This window comes from Mesorhizobium qingshengii (genome assembly GCF_900103325.1).
Lineage (GTDB): Bacteria > Pseudomonadota > Alphaproteobacteria > Rhizobiales > Rhizobiaceae > Mesorhizobium > Mesorhizobium qingshengii.
The window spans coordinates 48,839-65,995 of sequence record NZ_FMXM01000011.1; the positions used below are offsets into that span (position 1 = coordinate 48,839).

16 protein-coding genes are annotated in these 17,157 nt (G+C 63.1%); 10 read left to right on the forward strand and 6 right to left on the reverse strand.

All coding sequences use genetic code 11. The features are described 5' to 3' along the window. Positions 1-17 precede the first annotated feature (17 nt). The 3 genes from BLS48_RS18335 to BLS48_RS18345 all read left to right on the forward strand — a co-directional run bounded on the left by BLS48_RS18335 (position 18) and on the right by BLS48_RS18345 (position 3,165). Positions 18-1,268 (forward strand): Zn-dependent hydrolase, encoded by a 1,251-nt coding sequence (locus BLS48_RS18335; RefSeq protein WP_091580199.1) that lies wholly within the window; start codon positions 18-20, stop codon positions 1,266-1,268. A gap of 65 nt (positions 1,269-1,333) precedes the next feature. After that, a complete protein-coding gene (gene hydA, locus BLS48_RS18340) occupies positions 1,334-2,785 on the forward strand; it encodes a dihydropyrimidinase (RefSeq protein WP_091580202.1) in 1,452 nt (483 codons plus the stop codon). Beyond that, entirely contained in the window at positions 2,785-3,165 is a 381-nt protein-coding gene (locus tag BLS48_RS18345; protein ID WP_091580205.1) for a hypothetical protein, read from the forward strand. Before hydA ends, BLS48_RS18345 begins: the two co-directional genes overlap by 1 nt. Positions 3,166-3,188: 23 nt before the next feature. On the opposite strand, the gene BLS48_RS18350 is transcribed toward BLS48_RS18345, so the two are convergent. Next, positions 3,189-3,593 (reverse strand): cupin domain-containing protein, encoded by a 405-nt coding sequence (locus BLS48_RS18350; RefSeq protein ID WP_091580207.1) that lies wholly within the window; start codon positions 3,591-3,593, stop codon positions 3,189-3,191. 130 nt (positions 3,594-3,723) lie between these two features. On the opposite strand from BLS48_RS18350, the gene BLS48_RS18355 reads away from it, so the two are divergent. The 4 genes from BLS48_RS18355 (at position 3,724) to BLS48_RS18375 (ending at position 7,846) form a co-directional block, all read left to right on the forward strand. Continuing rightward, entirely contained in the window at positions 3,724-4,515 is a 792-nt protein-coding gene (locus tag BLS48_RS18355; RefSeq protein WP_091580210.1) for an ABC transporter ATP-binding protein, read from the forward strand. 288 nt (positions 4,516-4,803) lie between these two features. After that, positions 4,804-5,682, forward strand: a complete 879-nt coding sequence (locus tag BLS48_RS18365; protein WP_091580213.1) for an ABC transporter permease — start codon at positions 4,804-4,806, stop codon at positions 5,680-5,682. Continuing rightward, complete coding sequence (locus BLS48_RS18370) at positions 5,679-6,833, forward strand: ABC transporter permease (RefSeq protein ID WP_091580215.1); 1,155 nt, start codon at positions 5,679-5,681, stop codon at positions 6,831-6,833. Before BLS48_RS18365 ends, BLS48_RS18370 begins: the two co-directional genes overlap by 4 nt. A gap of 41 nt (positions 6,834-6,874) precedes the next feature. Further along, entirely contained in the window at positions 6,875-7,846 is a 972-nt protein-coding gene (locus BLS48_RS18375; protein ID WP_091580218.1) for an ABC transporter substrate-binding protein, read from the forward strand. Positions 7,847-7,895: 49 nt separating this feature from the next. On the opposite strand, the gene BLS48_RS18380 is transcribed toward BLS48_RS18375, so the two are convergent. After that, positions 7,896-8,354: an Lrp/AsnC family transcriptional regulator gene (locus tag BLS48_RS18380; RefSeq protein WP_091580219.1), complete on the reverse strand. Its 459-nt coding sequence runs from the start codon at positions 8,352-8,354 to the stop codon at positions 7,896-7,898. Between the two features lie 122 nt (positions 8,355-8,476). On the opposite strand from BLS48_RS18380, the gene BLS48_RS18385 reads away from it, so the two are divergent. Continuing rightward, a complete protein-coding gene (locus tag BLS48_RS18385) occupies positions 8,477-9,760 on the forward strand; it encodes a cystathionine gamma-synthase family protein (RefSeq protein ID WP_091580222.1) in 1,284 nt (427 codons plus the stop codon). A gap of 214 nt (positions 9,761-9,974) precedes the next feature. After that, the gene (locus tag BLS48_RS18390; RefSeq protein ID WP_091580224.1) at positions 9,975-10,415 is read left to right on the forward strand and encodes a CHRD domain-containing protein; all 441 of its coding nucleotides are present in this window, start codon (positions 9,975-9,977) and stop codon (positions 10,413-10,415) included. Between the two features lie 40 nt (positions 10,416-10,455). On the opposite strand, the gene BLS48_RS18395 is transcribed toward BLS48_RS18390, so the two are convergent. From BLS48_RS18395 to BLS48_RS18405, 3 genes are all read right to left on the reverse strand, one after another. Continuing rightward, positions 10,456-12,105, reverse strand: coding sequence for a thiamine pyrophosphate-binding protein (locus BLS48_RS18395; RefSeq protein WP_091580227.1), 1,650 nt, complete (start codon positions 12,103-12,105; stop codon positions 10,456-10,458). Beyond that, positions 12,102-13,277 carry a CaiB/BaiF CoA transferase family protein gene (locus tag BLS48_RS18400; protein WP_091580229.1) on the reverse strand — a complete coding sequence of 392 codons (1,176 nt, stop codon included), beginning with the start codon at positions 13,275-13,277 and terminating at the stop codon, positions 12,102-12,104. The genes BLS48_RS18395 and BLS48_RS18400 overlap by 4 nt, the downstream gene beginning before the upstream one ends. 133 nt (positions 13,278-13,410) lie before the next feature. After that, positions 13,411-14,343 (reverse strand): alpha/beta fold hydrolase, encoded by a 933-nt coding sequence (locus tag BLS48_RS18405; RefSeq protein WP_091580232.1) that lies wholly within the window; start codon positions 14,341-14,343, stop codon positions 13,411-13,413. Between the two features lie 190 nt (positions 14,344-14,533). Here BLS48_RS18405 and BLS48_RS18410 point away from each other — a divergent pair, with 190 nt between their 5' ends. Beyond that, complete coding sequence (locus tag BLS48_RS18410) at positions 14,534-15,538, forward strand: ribonuclease T2 family protein (RefSeq protein ID WP_091580235.1); 1,005 nt, start codon at positions 14,534-14,536, stop codon at positions 15,536-15,538. 127 nt (positions 15,539-15,665) lie between these two features. Here the strand turns inward: BLS48_RS18410 and BLS48_RS18415 are convergent, their stop codons facing one another. Continuing rightward, positions 15,666-16,952: a GGDEF domain-containing protein gene (locus tag BLS48_RS18415; RefSeq protein WP_091580583.1), complete on the reverse strand. Its 1,287-nt coding sequence runs from the start codon at positions 16,950-16,952 to the stop codon at positions 15,666-15,668. Positions 16,953-17,157: the final 205 nt, after the last annotated feature.

The following is a 17,157-nucleotide window of genomic DNA, read 5'->3' on the forward strand; positions in this document are numbered from 1 at the left end:
AAATGGAAGGACTTTGAATGGCCGCGCCCGGCGAGAATCTGCGAATCAATTCAGACCGTTTGTGGGATTCGATAATGGAAATGGCGAAGATCGGCCCCGGCATTGCCGGCGGCAACAATCGCCAGACCGTGACCGACGAGGACGGCGAGGGCCGGCATCTGTTCAAGCGCTGGTGCGATGCGGCAGGGCTCGAAATGGGCGTCGACGAAATGGGCACCATGTTCGCCCGTCGCGAAGGCACCGATCCCAGCCTGCCGCCGGTCTATGTCGGCAGCCATCTCGACACGCAGCCGACCGGCGGCAAGTATGACGGCGTGCTCGGCGTGCTCGGCGGGCTGGAAGTGGTGCGCTCGCTCAACGATCTCGGCATCAAGACCAAGCACCCGATCGTCGTCACCAACTGGACCAACGAGGAAGGCGCGCGCTTTGCGCCTGCGATGATGGCGTCCGGCGTGTTCGCAGGCGTGCTCGACCAGGCCGATGTCTACGAACATGTCGACAAGGACGGCAAGAAGTTCGGCGAGGAACTGGAGCGCATTGGCTGGAAGGGCACCGAGAAGGTCGGCGACCGCAAGATCCACGCCTTTTTCGAACTGCATATCGAGCAGGGGCCGATCCTCGAGGACGAAGGCATCGACATCGGCGTCGTCACCCACGGCCAGGGGCTGAAATGGCTGCAGGTCACGCTGACCGGCAAGGAGGCGCACACAGGTTCGACACCGATGCCGAAGCGCCGCAATGCCGGGCTTGGCATGGCGCGGGTGATCGAACTGGTGCACGAGATCGCCATGGACTATCAGCCCGACGCCGTCGGCGCGGTTGGGCACATGGAGGTCTATCCGAACTCGCGCAACATCATCGCCGGCCGCACCGTCTTCACCATAGACATCCGCTCGCCCGAGAAGGAAGTGCTGGATGCGATGGACGGCCGCATCCGCGAAGGCATCGACACGATCTGCGAGGCGCTGGACATCCAGTACAAGATCGAGCAGGTCGGCCATTTTGATCCGGTCACCTTCGACAAGGGCTGCGTCAAGGCAATCCGCGATGCCGCCGAACGGCTGGGTTATACGCACCGCAACATCGTCTCCGGCGCCGGCCATGATGCCTGCTGGATCAACCGCGTCGCGCCGACCGCGATGGTGATGTGTCCCTGCGTCGACGGGCTCAGCCACAACGAAGCGGAAGAGATCACAAAGGAATGGGCTTCGGCCGGCGCCGACGTGCTGTTCCATGCGGTGGTGGAGACTGCAGTCATCGTGGAGTGAGCCTAGAAATCTGCATTCCAAACGCCGCTCGCAAAGAAGCGCGAAGAGAACAAGGGAACACAAAAATGACCAAAGTCATCAAGAACGGCACCATCGTCACCGCCGACCGCACCTGGAAGGCCGATGTGCTGTTCAGCCACGGCAAGATCGTCGCCATCGGCCCGGATCTGCATGGTGACCACGAGTTCGATGCCACCGGCTGTTACATCATGCCGGGCGGCATCGACCCGCACACCCACCTCGAAATGCCGTTCATGGGCACCTACTCGGCCGATGATTTCGAATCCGGCACGCGGGCGGCGCTCGCCGGCGGCACCACGATGGTGGTCGATTTCTGCCTGCCGGCGCCGCAGCAGTCGCTACTCGAAGCCTTGCAGATGTGGGACAACAAGACCTCGAAGGCGTCCTGCGACTACTCCTTCCACATGGCGATCACCTGGTGGGGCAAGCAGGTGTTCGACGAGATGGCCACTGTCGTCGACAAGGGCATCACCTCGTTCAAGCACTTCATGGCCTACAAGGGCGCGCTGATGGTGGACGACGACGAGATGTATGCGTCGTTCCAGCGCTGCGCCGACCTCGGCGCGCTGCCGCTGGTGCATGCCGAGAATGGCGACGTGGTCGCAGCCCTTTCACAGAAGCTGCTGGCCGCCGGCAACAATGGGCCGGAGGGACACGCCTATTCGCGTCCGCCGGAGGTGGAAGGCGAGGCGACCAACCGCGCCATCATGATCGCCGACATGGCCGGCGTGCCGCTCTATGTCGTGCATGTCTCCTGCGAGCAGAGCCATGAGGCCATCCGCCGGGCGCGCCAGAAGGGCATGCGGGTGTTCGGCGAACCGCTGATCCAGCACCTGACGCTGGATGAGAGCGAATATTTCAACAAGGATTGGGACCATGCGGCGCGCCGCGTGATGAGCCCGCCCTTCCGCAACAAGTTGCATCAGGATTCGCTGTGGGCGGGCCTACAGGCGGGGTCGCTGCAGGTGGTGGCGACCGACCATTGCGCCTTCACCACCAGCCAAAAGCGCAACGGCGTCGGCGACTTCACCAAGATCCCCAACGGCACCGGTGGTCTGGAAGACCGTTTGCCGGTGCTGTGGACCACGGGCGTCAACACCGGCCGGCTGACGATGAACGAGTTCGTCGCGGTGACCTCGACCAACATCGCCAAGATCCTCAACATGTACCCGAAGAAGGGCGCCATCGTCGAAGGCGCGGATGCCGACATCATCGTCTGGGATCCGAAGCGCAAGAAGAAGATCACGGCCAAGAAGCAGCAGTCGGTGATCGACTACAACGTCTTCGAAGGGTTCGAGGTGACCGGCCTGCCGCGCTTCGTCTTCTCGCGCGGCGAACTGTCGATCCAGGAAGCCGAGGTCAAGGCCAAGCCCGGCCATGGCGAATTCGTCGGCCGCGAACCGAATGCGGCGGTCAACCGCGCCCTGTCGACGTGGAAGGACATCACCGCGCCGCGCAAGGTGGAACGCACCGGCATTCCGGCGACCGGGGTTTGATGGTGAGGCGCGCGGGGCTCTTTTCAGCCGCTCTTCTTGTCCTGGCCACCGGCCATACGTCGGCTGCCGGCATCGATCTGTCCAAGCCCTATGGCAACAAGTCCGGCTGCATCAACAAGAACGGCCAGCAAGTCTATGCGGAGGACATGCTGCTGCTGAACGATACGGAATTCATCACCGCGACCAGCGCCTGCACCTTTACCGAGAAGAAGACACAGGCTGACGGTTCGCTGGTGGTGAAGTCAATGTGCGAGGCGGAAGGCGAGGATGGTCAGTCGCCGATACAGTTCACCGTAAAGCGCAGCCCTAAGAACGCCAAGAAGCTGATGATTGCCGACGAGGACGGCACTGTCTACGGGGAAGTGTCCCGTTGCCGATGACGGCCTCTGCATCGATGCCGACTTCAGGCGACCAGCGCATCCAGATCCGGCAACAGGACGACGCTTTCCTGTTCGTTGGGATCGGTGCGGGAAATGACGGCCGAGGCGGGAGCGCCGCTCAGATTGGCCGGCAGATGCGGCACGCCGGCGGGAATGTAGAAGAGATCACCTGCCTTGACGACGATATGATGCTCCAGCCGGTCGCCGTACCAGGTGTGGACTTCGCCGGAGAGCACGTAGATCGCCGTTTCATGGCTTTCGTGCATGTGCGCCTTGGCACGGGCGCCGGGCGGCATGGTGAGCATGTGCATGCAGATGCCGGAGGAGCCGACCGTTTCGGCGGCAATGCCGGCGAAATAGGTCAATCCCTGCTTGCCTTCATAAGAGCTTTCAGGGCGGATAAGATGACAAGTCGGTTTAGGCGACATCGGGGAAACTCCGGGCGTCGATCGAGTGGGACAGGACCAATGGGACGGGGCGAGTGGAAAACAACATCGCGATAAAAGCAATCGGAATCCGGCCGGCGCCCCAGGGACGGGAACAGGCAGGCCGTAGCCGATGACAGGGACTTCGCCAGCCGTCGTTGCGGCAAGCAGACTCGGACTGACCTTCCAGACCAATGACGGGCCGGTGCAGGCGCTGTCCAATGTCGACCTGACCATCGGCAAGGGTGAGTTCGTCTCCTTCATCGGGCCTTCGGGCTGCGGCAAGACCACCTTGCTGCGCGTCATCGCCGATCTGGAGAAGCCGACCTCGGGGACGATCTCGGTCAACGGCATGACGCCGGAACAGGCGCGCGAGAAACGTGCCTATGGCTATGTCTTCCAGGCAGCGGCCCTGTTTCCATGGCGCACCATCGAGCGCAATGTGGGGCTGCCGCTCGAGATCATGGGCCTGTCCAAGGCTGAGCAGGCGGAGCGCATCAAGCGCACGCTCGACCTCGTCAACCTGTCCGGCTTCGAGAAGAAATATCCCTGGCAGCTGTCGGGCGGCATGCAGCAGCGCGCCTCGATCGCCCGCGCGCTGGCCTTCGACGCCGACCTTCTGCTGATGGACGAGCCGTTTGGCGCTCTGGACGAGATCGTGCGCGACCATCTCAACGAGCAATTGCTGGAACTGTGGGGTCGAACGAACAAGACCATCTGCTTCGTCACCCACTCCATTCCCGAAGCCGTCTATCTGTCGACGCGGATCGTCGTCATGTCACCGCGGCCGGGCCGGGTCAGCGACATCATCGAATCGACGCTGCCGAAGGAGCGGCCGCTCGACATCCGCGAGACGCCGGAGTTCCTGGCGATCGCGGCCCGGGTTCGTGACGGGCTCCGGGCAGGGCACAGCTATGACGATTGAGGCGGTGAGCAAGCGAGCGGCCAGCCACGCCTTCGTCATCCTAGGGCGGAGCAGGCGCGAAGCGGCCTGCGTAGACCCTAGGATCCATGCCGTGACGCCGGCCGAAGGATGCAGGCGGTTCAGAATGTCTGCGCGGCAAGCGATGTTCCGTACCGTTGCGGAGCGGGAAGGTAACGGCATGGATCCTAGGGTCTGCGCCGCGTCGCTTCGCTCCTTGCTTCGCCCTAGGATGACGAAGGATGGGTATAGCCGCTCTCTCCCGTTGCGGAGAGGGGGGGAGCTCTGCTGATGGACTCCTTCCGCGACAAGCTCATTCCCGTAACCTCGATTCTCGCCGGCGTGGTCGTCCTCTGGTACGTTTTCGCCGTCATCCTCAACGCGCCGTTCCAGCGCGATCTCGACCGTCGCGCCAATGAAACGCCGGCCTTGAGCGAATTCATCGGCAAGACGCTGTCGCAGCCGAAGCCGACGCTGCCGGCGCCGCACCAGGTGGCGGTGAACTTCTTCGAAAACACCTTCCTGCGGCCGATCAATTCGAACCGCAGCCTCGTCTACAACGCCTGGGTGACGCTGTCGTCGACGCTGCTCGGTTTTGCTTTCGGCACCGCGCTCGGCATCATCATTGCCGTCGGCATCGTACATGTGGCGACGCTCGACCGCAGCCTGATGCCGTGGATCATCGCATCGCAGACCATTCCCATCCTGGCGGTGGCGCCGATGATCATCGTCGTGCTGGCGGCGATCGGCATCACCGGCCTGATCCCGAAGGCGATGATCTCGACCTATCTGTCGTTCTTCCCGGTGACGGTGGGCATGGTGAAGGGCCTGCGCTCGCCCGAGATCATGCATCTCGACCTGATGCATACCTACAATGCCAGCGGCGCGCAGACCTTCTGGAAGTTGCGCGTGCCGGCCTCGGTGCCATTCCTGTTCACCTCGATGAAGGTGGCGGTGGCGGCAAGCCTCGTCGGCGCCATTGTCGGCGAACTGCCGACCGGTGCGGTCGCAGGCATTGGCGCCAAGCTGCTGGCCGGCGCCTATTACAGCCAGTCCATCGACATCTGGTCGGCACTGGTCGCCGGCTCGGTGGTGGCGGCACTTCTGGTCATGGTGGTCGGCATTGCCGGCCGCATCGTCGATCGCGCCATGGGCGGGAGGCCGGCATGAGCTGGCTGAAACCCTCCTGGCAAGCGGTGTTGGCCATCGTGCTGTGCGTGGCCGGACTTGCGCTTGGCGCGATCGCCGCGCCAAAAGTCGATCCGCTGGTGCAGCCCGCGGGGACGTTGATATATCCCTATGCGGCGACGAGCTGGCTGATCTTCGGCGCGCTGCTTCTCGCTGCTTTGATCTCGATGGCCAGAATACCGTCCGTCGTCGAAGCTGTCGTGCTTTTCATCGGCGCGCATCTGGTGGCCTGGCTGCTGATTGGTGGCATCGCCGGCTTCGAAGGTCTGGCGCGGGCACCGTATTTCCTGCTGCTCACGGCTGCCTGGCTGCTTGGCTGGCGCTGCGTGGCCGTGCTGTCGGGGCTTCGGCCGATGGCGAGCTGGGCCCGGAGCGCGCTGCGTCTGGTCATACCGGCCATCTTCGGCGCCTGGATCCTGATCCTCTGGGAAGCGGTGACGCGCGGCGCCGGCATCCCCTTCATCCTGTTGCCGCCACCGAGCGCTATCGGTCAGCGCATCGCCAGTTCGCTGCCGGTGCTTGGCGCCGATGTCCGGCAGACCATCTTCAAGGCGGTGATCTTCGGCTACATCGTCGGCAGCGGCGCCGGCTTCATCACCGCCGTGCTCGCCGACCGCGTGCCGTTTCTGCGGCGCGGGCTTTTGCCGATCGGCAACATGGTCTCGGCGCTGCCGATCATCGGCGTGGCGCCCATCATGGTCATGTGGTTCGGCTTCGACTGGCAGTCCAAGGCGGCTGTCGTCATCATCATGACGTTCTTCCCGATGCTGGTGAACACGGTCGCCGGGCTTGCCGCTTCCGGCCATATGGAACGCGACCTGATGCGCACCTACGCGTCGGGCTACTGGCAGACGCTGCTGAAGCTTCGGCTGCCGGCCGCCGCCCCTTTCATCTTCAACGCGCTGAAGATCAACTCGACGCTGGCGCTGATCGGCGCCATCGTCGCCGAGTTCTTCGGCACGCCCGTCGTCGGCATGGGCTTCCGCATCTCGACCGAGGTCGGGCGGATGAACATCGACATGGTCTGGGCCGAAATCGCAGTTGCAGCACTTGCGGGTTCGGTCTTTTATGGCGTGGTCGCTCTGGTCGAAAGAGCCGTCACGTTTTGGCATCCCTCTGTCCGTGGTGGATAGGGGCGGTGGGTTTAAGGGTGCTAACTTCAGAGGGTAAAAACATGAAAAGACTTGTTATTCCTGTTCTGGCCGGCGCGATGTCGCTGGCTGCGTTCCAGGCGATGGCCGCAGACAAGGTGACGTTGCAGCTGAAATGGGTCACGCAGGCCCAGTTTGCCGGCTACTATGTCGCCAAGGCCAAGGGTTTCTACGAGGCCGAGGGTCTCGACGTCGACATCAAGCCGGGCGGCCCCGATATCGCGCCCGAGCAGGTGATCGCCGGCGGCGGTGCCGATGTCATTGTCGACTGGATGGGCGGTGCGCTGGCCGCACGCGAAAAGGGCGTGCCGCTTGTCAACATCGCCCAGCCGTTCAAGAAGGCCGGCATGGAGCTGGTCTGCCCGAAGGACGGCCCGATCAAGACCGAAGCCGACTTCAAGGGCCACACACTCGGTGTCTGGTTCTTCGGCAACGAATATCCGTTCTACGCCTGGATGAACAAGCTTGGCCTCAAGACCGATGGCGGCCCGGATGGCGTCACCGTTCTCAAGCAGAGCTTCGACGTGCAGCCGCTGATCCAGAAGCAGGCGGATTGCATCTCGGTCATGACCTACAACGAGTACTGGCAGCTGATCGACGCCGGCTACAAGCCGGAACAGCTGACCGTGTTCAACTATTCGGCGATGGGCAACGACCTGCTCGAGGACGGGCTCTACGCGTCGGAAGACAAGCTCAAGGATCCGGCCTTCGAAGACAAGATGGTGCGTTTCGTGCGTGCCTCGATGAAGGGCTGGAAATACGCCATCGACAACAATGACGAGGCAGCAGGCATCGTCATGGACGGTGGCGGCCAGGACGAGAACCACCAGAAGCGCATGATGAGCGAAGTCGCCAAGCTGATCGACAATGCCGACGGCAAGCTCGACCCGGCGACCTACGAGCGCACCGCCAAGGCGCTGCTCGACCAGAAGATCATCACCAAGGAGCCGAAAGGCGCTTATACCACCGCAATCACCGACAAGGCGGTCAAGTAAGCCTCGCCGGCAACATCTCGATCTTGAGAACGGCGCCTCTGGCCAAGTGTCAGAGACGCCGTTCCTTTATGGTGTTCATGACGAAGCTGGTTTCGATCGAGGCGACGCATTTCAGCCGCGCGATCTTTTCCTTGATAAAGCGCTCGTATTGTTCGAGGCTGCCTGTCACCACTTTCAGCACATAGTCGCGCGAACCGGTGACGAGGTGGCATTCCAGCACTTCTTCCCAGCCGCGGATCGCGTCCTCGAACATGACGATCTCGTCCTCGTTCTGGCGGCCGAGCCGGATGGTGGCGATGGCGACCATGCTCCAGCCGAAGGCGGCCGGATCGACCAGCGTGGTGTAGCCCCTGATAATTCCGGTCTCCTCCAGCCGTCGCACCCGCCTCAGGCAGGGCGACGGTGACAGGCCGATGCGCTCGGCAAGCTCGTTGTTGGTGATGCGGGCGTCGGCCTGCAATTCACGCAGGATCTTGCGGTCGAAATCGTCGGCTATCTTCTGCTGCATTTTTGCGCTCTTTCAGCAATTCGTTGCGCAAACGCAGCCATAGCAGCCCAGAAATAGCAAGGACTGCGTGCTGGAGATCGAATAAATTGCCGCGCAATACGCTCGAAAAGTAGGAAAAAGCCATGCCAGCGCCACGCCCGTCGAAAACCCATATCGGCAACCACAAGCTCCATCCGGAGACGCTGATGCTGAGCTATGGCTTCGATCCGCAGCTTTCGGAGGGCGCGGTCAAGCCGCCGGTGTTCCTGACCTCGACCTTCGTGTTCAAATCGGCCGAAGAGGGACGCGACTTTTTCGACTACACGTCCGGCCGCAAGGAGCCGCCGAGCGGCACTGCGTCCGGGCTCGTCTATTCGCGCTTCAACCACCCCAACAGCGAGATCGTCGAGGACCGGCTGGCGATCTATGAAGGGACGGATGCCTGCATCCTGTTTTCGTCCGGTATGTCGGCGATCGCGACGACGCTGCTCGCCTATGCCCGTCCGGGTGACGTCATCCTTCATTCGCAGCCGCTTTATGGCGGCACCGAGACGCTTTTGACGCGCACGCTTTCCGGCTTCGGCGTCGGTGCTGTCGGCTTCGTCGATGGTGTCGACGAGACGGCGGTGCGCGCGGCTGCGGACGCTGCCATCGCAAAGGGCCGCGTTTCGGTCATCCTGATCGAGACGCCGTCAAATCCGACCAACAGCCTTGTCGATATCGCGCTGATGCGCAGGATCGCCGACGAGATCGGCGCGAGCCAAGGTTCGACGCCGATCGTCGTCTGCGACAACACGTTGCTTGGCCCGGTGTTCCAGCGGCCCATCGAGCACGGCGCCGATGTTTCCGTCTATTCGCTGACCAAATATGTCGGCGGCCATTCCGACCTGATCGCGGGCGCCGCCATGGGCAGCAAGGTGGTCACCAAGCCGATCAAGGCGCTGCGCGGCGCGATCGGCACGCAGCTCGACCCGCATTCCTGCTGGATGCTCGGCCGCTCGCTGGAGACGTTGTCGATCCGCATGGAGCGGGCTAACGACAATGCGCGCCTCGTCGCCGAATTCCTGCGCGATCATGCCAAGGTCGAGAAGGTGCATTATCTGCCGTTCCTGGGCGAGGATACACCGGCGGGTCGCGTCTACCAGATGCAATGCAGCGGCGCCGGCTCGACATTCTCTTTCGATATCAGGGGCGGGCAGAAGGCGGCCTTCGCTTTTCTGAACAATCTGCAGATATTCAAGCTGGCGGTGAGCCTGGGCGGAACGGAATCGCTGGCCAGTCACCCGGCGGCCATGACCCATTCGGGCATTCCCTTCGACGTGCGCCAGCGCATCGGCGTGCTCGAGACTACGGTCAGGCTGTCCATCGGCGTCGAGCACCCGGACGATCTGATCGCCGATCTGACGCAGGCGCTGGCGGCCGTCTGACCATTGCCTTTGGCGTATCCGGGTCACGATGCGACCCGGCAGTCACGTCGAGGCGTTGATGGAGGATCTCGGGAGGCGGGCGACCGCCTCTTTTGTTCCATTGGTCATCACATATGCGTGCGCCCGCGGATACTTTTGGCCAGCCGACCGTTGTGCTGATACATCCATGCGGCCGGTGGGCCGCAAGGGTGTCACATCCAACGGAGGTTCTAAAATGCGCATGCATTCCTTTTCGCCGATCGTTTCGGCACTTGCCGTCTCTGCTGCCATCTTCCTTGCCTCGCCGGCCCTGGCCGACATGGAAAAGTTCAAGGCGACGCTCGATGGCGCCCAGCAAAATCCGCCCGTCACCACGAAAGGCAAGGGAACTGCCACTTTCACGTTCGACACGGCCAAGAAGAAGCTCAGCTGGAACGTCAAATATTCCGGCCTAAGCGGGCCGGCGGTGGCTGGGCACATTCACGGTCCGGCGGCGGTGGGTGAGAACGCTGGACCGGTGATCCCGTTCAAGAAGCTCAAGAGCCCGATCAAGGGTTCGGCTGTCTTGACCGATGCCCAGGCGGCTGACCTGGAGGCCGGCAAATATTACGTCAACGTCCACACCGCCGCCAACAAGGACGGCGAAATCCGCGGCCAGATCGAAAAGGCGATGTAGGGAAGCCACAACGCAAGGGGCGGGCAACCGCCCCTTTTTCTTACGCTTTGTCGCGAATCTGCGTCATCGTCCGGCTTGGCGTGATCGCCTCCGGGTCGAGCCTGATCTCGACGATCGCCGGCTTGCCGCTGGCGCGGGCACGCTCGAAGGCCGGGGCGAAGTCCGCCGTCGTCTCGACCGTTTCGCCATGACCGCCATAGGCGCGGGCCAAGGCAGCGAAGTCGGGGTTCTTGAGATCGGTGGCGACGACGCGGCCGGGATACTCGCGCTCCTGGTGCATGCGGATGGTGCCGTAGATGCCGTTGTTGACGACGACGACGATGATCGGCAGGTCATACTGCACGGCGGTGGCGAATTCCTGCCCGTTCATCAGGAAACAGCCGTCGCCGGCGAAGGCGACCACGGTGCGGTCCGGAAACAGCCCTTTCGCGGCGACCGCGGCAGGGGTGCCATAGCCCATCGAGCCCGAGGTCGGCGCGCCCTGGGTGGCGAAGCGGCGGAAGCGATGGAAACGATGGACCCAGGTGGCGTAGTTGCCGGCGCCATTGGTGAGGATGGCGTCGTCGGGCAGCATCTTCTCCAGATAGTTCATGATCGGTCCCATCTGGACCGAACCTGGACCGCTTTCCGGCGGTGTCGACCAGTCGAGATAGGCGGCATGCAGCTTTGGCGTCTCGCCCGCCCAGACGGGTGCCGAGGCCGGCTTGCGCTTGGCGAAGGCTTCGACGAAGGCGGCGGGGGAGGCGTTGATCGCCAGTGTCGGCCGATAGACGCGGCCGAGCTCGCCGGCGTCGGCATGGATATGGACCAGCGTCTGGTCGGGGTAGGGGCTCTTCAAGAGCGTGTAGTCGGAGGACGGCATCTCGCCCATGCGGCCGCCGATCAGCAGCACGAGATCGGCCTGCTTGATCGCCGTCGCCAGTTTCGGATTGATGCCGATGCCGACATCGCCGGCATAGTTCGGATGCAGGTGGTCGAACAGCATCTGGCGGCGGAAGGAACAGCCGACCGGCAATGACCACGCCTCGGCGATCGTTCGCATGCGTGCCACGGCCTCGGTGTCCCAGCGCGTGCCGCCGAGGATGACGAAAGGCCGCTTGGCCTTGCCGAGCAGCTTTTCCAGCGCATCGAGTTCGGCTTCGCCCGGCCGTGTTTCGACCGGCGTGTGCGGCAAGGCAGCGGGCGCTTCGACGACACTGGTCAGCATGTCTTCAGGCAGCGAGATGACCACGGGACCGGGACGGCCCGATGTCGCCACCGCGAAGGCGCGGGTGACGAATTCAGGGATGCGCGAGGCATCGTCGATCTCGACCACCCATTTGGCGATGTCGCCGAAAAAGCGCTTGTAATCCACTTCCTGGAAGGCCTCGCGCTCCTTGGCGTGGCTGGCGACCTGGCCGATGAACAGGATAAGGGGGATCGAATCCTGCATGGCGATGTGGATGCCGGCCGAGGCGTTGGTCGCGCCGGGGCCGCGGGTAACGAAGCAGATGCCGGGCTTGCCGGTCAGGCGGCCGTGACAGTCGGCCATCATCGCCGCACCGCCTTCCTGGCGGCAGACGATGGTGCGGATCGGTGAGTCGTGCAGTGCGTCGAGCACCGCGAGGTAGGATTCTCCGGGCACGCAATAGATACGGTCGCTGCCATTGGCTTCGAGTGCGTCGACGATCAGCTGTCCGCCGGTCTTCATTTCTTGGACCTCTCCAGTTCGGCAAGGATTTCTTCGGTGTGTTCGCCCAGGCGCGGCGAGGGGCGCTCATAGACCAGCGGCGTGCCCGACATGACCATCGGCGCGCGCACCGAAGGCAGGAGATTGCCGTGGCCGTCGTCGAGATCAAGCCGCATGCCGCGGGCGATCGTCTGCGGGTCGGCGAACATCTGGCCGATCGTGTTGATTGGGCTCGCCGGCACGCTTGCCGCTTCCAGCTTTGCCAGCAGCGGGTCACGATCAAAAGTCTTCAGCGCCTCGATCACGTGTTCGCGCAGCTTTACCCGGTTGGCGACCCGGGCCGGATTGGTGGCGAAATCGGGATTGGTCGGCAAATCGTCCAACCCGACGGCAGCGCAGAATTTGGCGAACTGGCCGTCATTGCCGACCGCCAGGATGATGTGGCCATCCCGGACCGGCACCACCTCGTAAGGCGCGATGTTCATGTGCGCGTTGCCCATCTGGACCGGCGACTTGCCGGAGACGAGATAATTGAGGTTCTGGTTGCCGAGCGCCGAGATCTGGGTGTCGAAGAGCGCCATGTCGATGTGCTGACCCTCGCCGGTCTGTTCGGCATGACGCAATGCGGCCTGGATGGCGATGACGGAATAAAGACCGGTGAAGATGTCCGATATGGCGACACCGGCCTTTTGCGGCTCGCGGCCGACCTCACCGGTGATCGACATCATGCCGGCCATGGCCTGGATGATGAAGTCGTAGCCGGCGCGTGGCGCGTAGGGCCCATCCTGGCCGAAGCCGGTGATCGAGCAATAGACGAGGCGCGGATTGATCTTGCGCAGGCTGTCGTAGTCAAGACCATATTTCTTCAGGCCACCGAGCTTGAAGTTCTCGATCAGCACATCCGACGTGGCGACCAGCCGGCGCACCGTCTCGGCGCCCTCAGGCGTCGAAAAATCGATGGCGATGGAGCGCTTGCCGCGGTTGCAGGAATGGTAATAGGCGGCCGACAGGTTCTCGCCGTCCTTGCCGATGACGAAGGGTGGTCCCCATTTGCGGGTGTCGTCGCCGCCATCGGGACTTTCCACCTTGATGACGTCGGCGCCTAGATCAGCAAGCAATTGCCCGGCCCACGGCCCGGCAAGGATGCGGGCGAGTTCGACGACGCGGACGCCTTTCAGCGGGGGTTCGGCCATAAATCACCGTGGTTGCTGCAATCACCGTGATTGCTGCGAAAGCAGAGCCTCTATCAAGCCCGGCAGTGGCTGTCACGGCCCTTGCGATAGGCCAACGGTCCGGTTCGAAGAAGAGACGCGCCGCGTGACCGGGTCACGATTTCAGCACGCCGTCGGCCCAGGCGGCGAAATCGGCCATGATGACGTCGCGATTCACCTCGTTCAGGCTTTCGTGGCGGGTGTCGGCGTAAACCTTTGAAACGAGATTCGAAAAGCCCATCGCGCGCATGCGTTTCGCTAGGTGGTCGACAGCCTTGCCGTAATCCGACGCGGGGTCCTTCTCGCCGCCGACGATGCTGACAGGCAGGTCGCGCCGCATCCCGGCAAAGCCGGCATCCTTGCCGCCGTTCAGCGCCATGCCGACGACGTCGCGCCACATCGATACCGAGGCATCCCAGCCGCACAGCGGGTCGGCGATGTATTTCGCCACCTCCGCCTCGTCGCGCGACAGCCAGTCGAACAATGTGCGGTGATTGGGCACCGCCTTGCCCCAGGCCTGAAAGGTCAGCCTGGGCAGTATGCGCGACGGGACGTCGGAGCCGAGCCGGAACCGCTCCCAGGCGAGGATGCCGAGCGCTACCTGTCCGAGCAGGCCAGCCGAGAAATTGCCGTTCCAGATGGCGGCGGCGTGAACGCGAGCAGAGTGGCGCAACAGGAAGTTCAGCGCCACGGACGCACCCATCGAATGGCCGAAAAGGATGACCGGCAGGTTTGGCTGTTCGCTGGCGATCAGATCATGAATGGCATTGATATCTGCGATCACCTTGGCAGGGCCGTCCTTGTCGGCGAACCTGCCGAGCGGTGCGTCGGGAGCCTTTGTGGCGCCATGGCCACGGTGGTCGTGTGCATAGAAATGGAAGCCGCGTTCCCCAAGGAAATCTGCAAAGCGCGCATAGCGCGCGGCATGTTCGGCCAGTCCGTGATTGATCTGGACGACAGCGCGTGGCCGGCCGTCGGCCTGCCGGACGAAAAGATTGAGATCGGCACCGGTCGGCGAGCGAACCACGCGCTGCTGGCTGAATGACATGCCGCTCGGTCTCCAGGTTCCGCCGACCTTCGCGGCGCAGGCATTGTTTGCGCCGGCGCCGATTTTGCGTCAATCCGCCACGGCTGCTTTTGCGCGACGATGTTTCTTGCGTTTGACCGGCGAAATATCGCAATTCTGACACGGAGACAGCGGCAGTCTGTCGCCCACTTTCTTCAGCCGGGGATTCCATATGCGCATTGGTTTTGTTTTCGGATTGGCCATGCTGGCGGTGTCGCTGGCCAGTGCTGCGCATGCCGACGTCAAGCTGAGCGGCACGTTCGTTGCCGACGCTGCCTGTCCGGCAACGCAAGCCATCAAGAACGGCAAGAATCCGGGCAATGTCTCGACCGATGCCGGGCAGGGCTACCAGCTGCTTGCCGGCAACAAGGATGCGCCGACGCACTATCTCATCCTGGTGCCGGGCGCCAATCCGGAGCGCCGCTGGGTGAAGGTCAGTTGCGGCCATGTGTCCGGCAGCAGCGCCGCGACAGTGCCGGGCGGGCAGGGCAAGCCGGCGACATCCGCCTCGGGGAAACCGGACTATGTCTTCGCCCTGAGCTGGCAACCGGCCTTTTGCGAGACCAAGTCGAGCAAGACGGAATGCAAGGCACAGAGCGCGAACGACTTCGACGCGACGCATTTCACCCTGCACGGCCTGTGGCCGCAACCGGGCGGCAATTTCTATTGCCAGGTGACGGCAGGCGACAAGGCCAACGACAATCCTGCCCACTGGAAGGATCTGCCGCCGGTCAATCTGGATGCCAACACTCGCTCGGAACTCGACCGGGTGATGCCGGGCACGGCTTCCCAGCTCGAGCGGCATGAATGGATCAAGCACGGCACCTGCTACGGCAAGAGCCAGCAGGAATACTTCTCCGACGCGCTCAACCTGATGCGTGCGGTGAACAGCTCGCCGGTGCGTGATCTCTTTGTCAAGAACATCGGCGGCAAGCTGACGGCGGACCAGATTCGCGGCGCCTTTGACACAGCCTTCGGCGCTGGCGCAGGCGACCGCGTACGCGTGTCCTGCGTCATCGATCCGTCGAGCGGCCGGCGGCTGATCGGCGAACTGACGCTCGGCCTTGCCGGCCCGATCGGCCCCGACAGTTCGCTCAAGGATCTGTTGCTGGCTTCGGTGCCGACCAACAAGGCCGGTTGCCCGACAGGGACCGTCGACGCGATCGGGTTCCAGTAGATACGGCGCGCGGAGTACAGTAGGCTGTCGTCTCGCCCGCAAGCTGATGTTATGCTGCGTCGCGCATCATTTGGCGGCGGCGGCGACAGGCATTCGGCGTCAGCAGATGTCGTAGCAAGAACCACGATTACAGCTGCGCAGGCTTCGTCCATGCAACGGCGGTGTCGGCTTCCTGGCCAACGGGTTCGCCCACGACGCGATCGCGTCCGGTCGACTTGGCCTTGTAGAGGCGCTGGTCGGCAAGCGCGAAGATATCGGCAAGGCTGCGGGTCGTTTCGCTGACGCTGGAAACGCCGGCACTGACGGTCAGCTCGAAGCGGCTGGTGGTGGCTGACGTCTTGACCGCGTTGCGGATGCTTTCGCCGAACAGCCTGGCGACCGGGTGCGGACGCGAGCTGAGGATGGCGAATTCCTCGCCGCCGATCCGGAACACCTGGTCTTCGGCACCAGCCATTTCGCCGAGCAATGCCGCAATGGCTTTCAGCACCTTGTCGCCCTCGGCATGGCCGAAACGGTCGTTGATCGACTTGAAGTGGTCGACATCGATGATCAGCAGGCTGAGTGGCCTGGCCGTGCGCAGGCTGGCCTGAACCGCGGCTTCACCGTCGCTGTCGAAGCGCCCCCGGTGCAGCAGGCCGGTGAGGCCGTCACGGCCGACATGTTCGACCAGGGCTTCATAGCGCTCGCGATAGGTCAGCGTGTCGAAGATGTCGGTGAGCCCACGTGGCACCGAAATCTCCCGGGCTTCGAACCATCTGAGATAGGCCACGAGCATGCCGCTGAAGGCCAGCGCCGCCGCCATCTTGGCAAACCAGCCACCGAGGAAGACGGCGATCGGCGCGCCGGCAACGAAATGCAGCGCGGTGAAGAACCCGGCCTGGTCGAAAGTGAGCACGCAAGCGACCGAAATCAGGATGCGCGCGAACTGTGCCTTGCGCAAGGTGCGCCCAAGCTTTTCATAGAGCAGGATGATCAGGATGGCGTCGACGAAGAGCAGCGTCGTGCCCCACACCATCAGCCAGCCCATCTCGTCGATGAAGCCGATGTCGGGAAGCCTGCCATCGGGAAGCGCGGCGATGGCGTGCATCCGCAGGAGCAGCACCAGCCCGACCATCAGCGTATTGCCGAGCAGAAGCCCATAGATAGGCTGACGGACGGTGGCGGCATCTTCCTTCATGTAGAGCAGCAAGAGCATGACCAGCTTCCCGGAAAACAGCACCGCCGAGCCCGGTGAGACCATGCCGAACGGCAAGGCGACATAGAAAACGCTGGCGAGATAGGTCTCGAGGAAGTGCATGACGCCGAGCGCGCAGACGAAGACGCCGAGGCCGATACGCTTTCTGAAGCGGAAGAGCGTCACCATGACGCTGAAGTAGACGACCGCTTCGGCAAGGAGCAGGAAACTGTTCAGCAATGCCGTCGATCCGATCTCTCTCTCGAAATCGCGGCCAGCCAGCGATTCCACCCCATTCCTGTTTTGACGCGGAAGGGTTAACCGGAGCTTTCAGCAAGTTCGGTGACCGGTGGAAAACTGCCCGGTTCGGCGGACACTTCCTCGTGTGACCGGACCGAAGCGGCGAAAGCGATTGCCGTTCGCCGCTGCATCGCCTACATAGCGG

Coding starts and splice junctions, on each gene's coding strand:
- BLS48_RS18385 (WP_091580222.1), top strand. CDS start 8,477: ATGCCAGCGCCACGCCCGTCGAAAACCCATATCGGCAACCACAAGCTC.
- BLS48_RS18410 (WP_091580235.1), top strand. CDS start 14,534: ATGCGCATTGGTTTTGTTTTCGGATTGGCCATGCTGGCGGTGTCGCTG.
- BLS48_RS18355 (WP_091580210.1), top strand. CDS start 3,724: ATGACAGGGACTTCGCCAGCCGTCGTTGCGGCAAGCAGACTCGGACTG.
- BLS48_RS18350 (WP_091580207.1), bottom strand. CDS start 3,593: ATGTCGCCTAAACCGACTTGTCATCTTATCCGCCCTGAAAGCTCTTAT.
- hydA (WP_091580202.1), top strand. CDS start 1,334: ATGACCAAAGTCATCAAGAACGGCACCATCGTCACCGCCGACCGCACC.
- BLS48_RS18335 (WP_091580199.1), top strand. CDS start 18: ATGGCCGCGCCCGGCGAGAATCTGCGAATCAATTCAGACCGTTTGTGG.
- BLS48_RS18380 (WP_091580219.1), bottom strand. CDS start 8,354: ATGCAGCAGAAGATAGCCGACGATTTCGACCGCAAGATCCTGCGTGAA.
- BLS48_RS18345 (WP_091580205.1), top strand. CDS start 2,785: ATGGTGAGGCGCGCGGGGCTCTTTTCAGCCGCTCTTCTTGTCCTGGCC.
- BLS48_RS18405 (WP_091580232.1), bottom strand. CDS start 14,343: ATGTCATTCAGCCAGCAGCGCGTGGTTCGCTCGCCGACCGGTGCCGAT.
- BLS48_RS18365 (WP_091580213.1), top strand. CDS start 4,804: ATGGACTCCTTCCGCGACAAGCTCATTCCCGTAACCTCGATTCTCGCC.
- BLS48_RS18395 (WP_091580227.1), bottom strand. CDS start 12,105: ATGAAGACCGGCGGACAGCTGATCGTCGACGCACTCGAAGCCAATGGC.
- BLS48_RS18390 (WP_091580224.1), top strand. CDS start 9,975: ATGCGCATGCATTCCTTTTCGCCGATCGTTTCGGCACTTGCCGTCTCT.
- BLS48_RS18400 (WP_091580229.1), bottom strand. CDS start 13,277: ATGGCCGAACCCCCGCTGAAAGGCGTCCGCGTCGTCGAACTCGCCCGC.
- BLS48_RS18370 (WP_091580215.1), top strand. CDS start 5,679: ATGAGCTGGCTGAAACCCTCCTGGCAAGCGGTGTTGGCCATCGTGCTG.
- BLS48_RS18375 (WP_091580218.1), top strand. CDS start 6,875: ATGAAAAGACTTGTTATTCCTGTTCTGGCCGGCGCGATGTCGCTGGCT.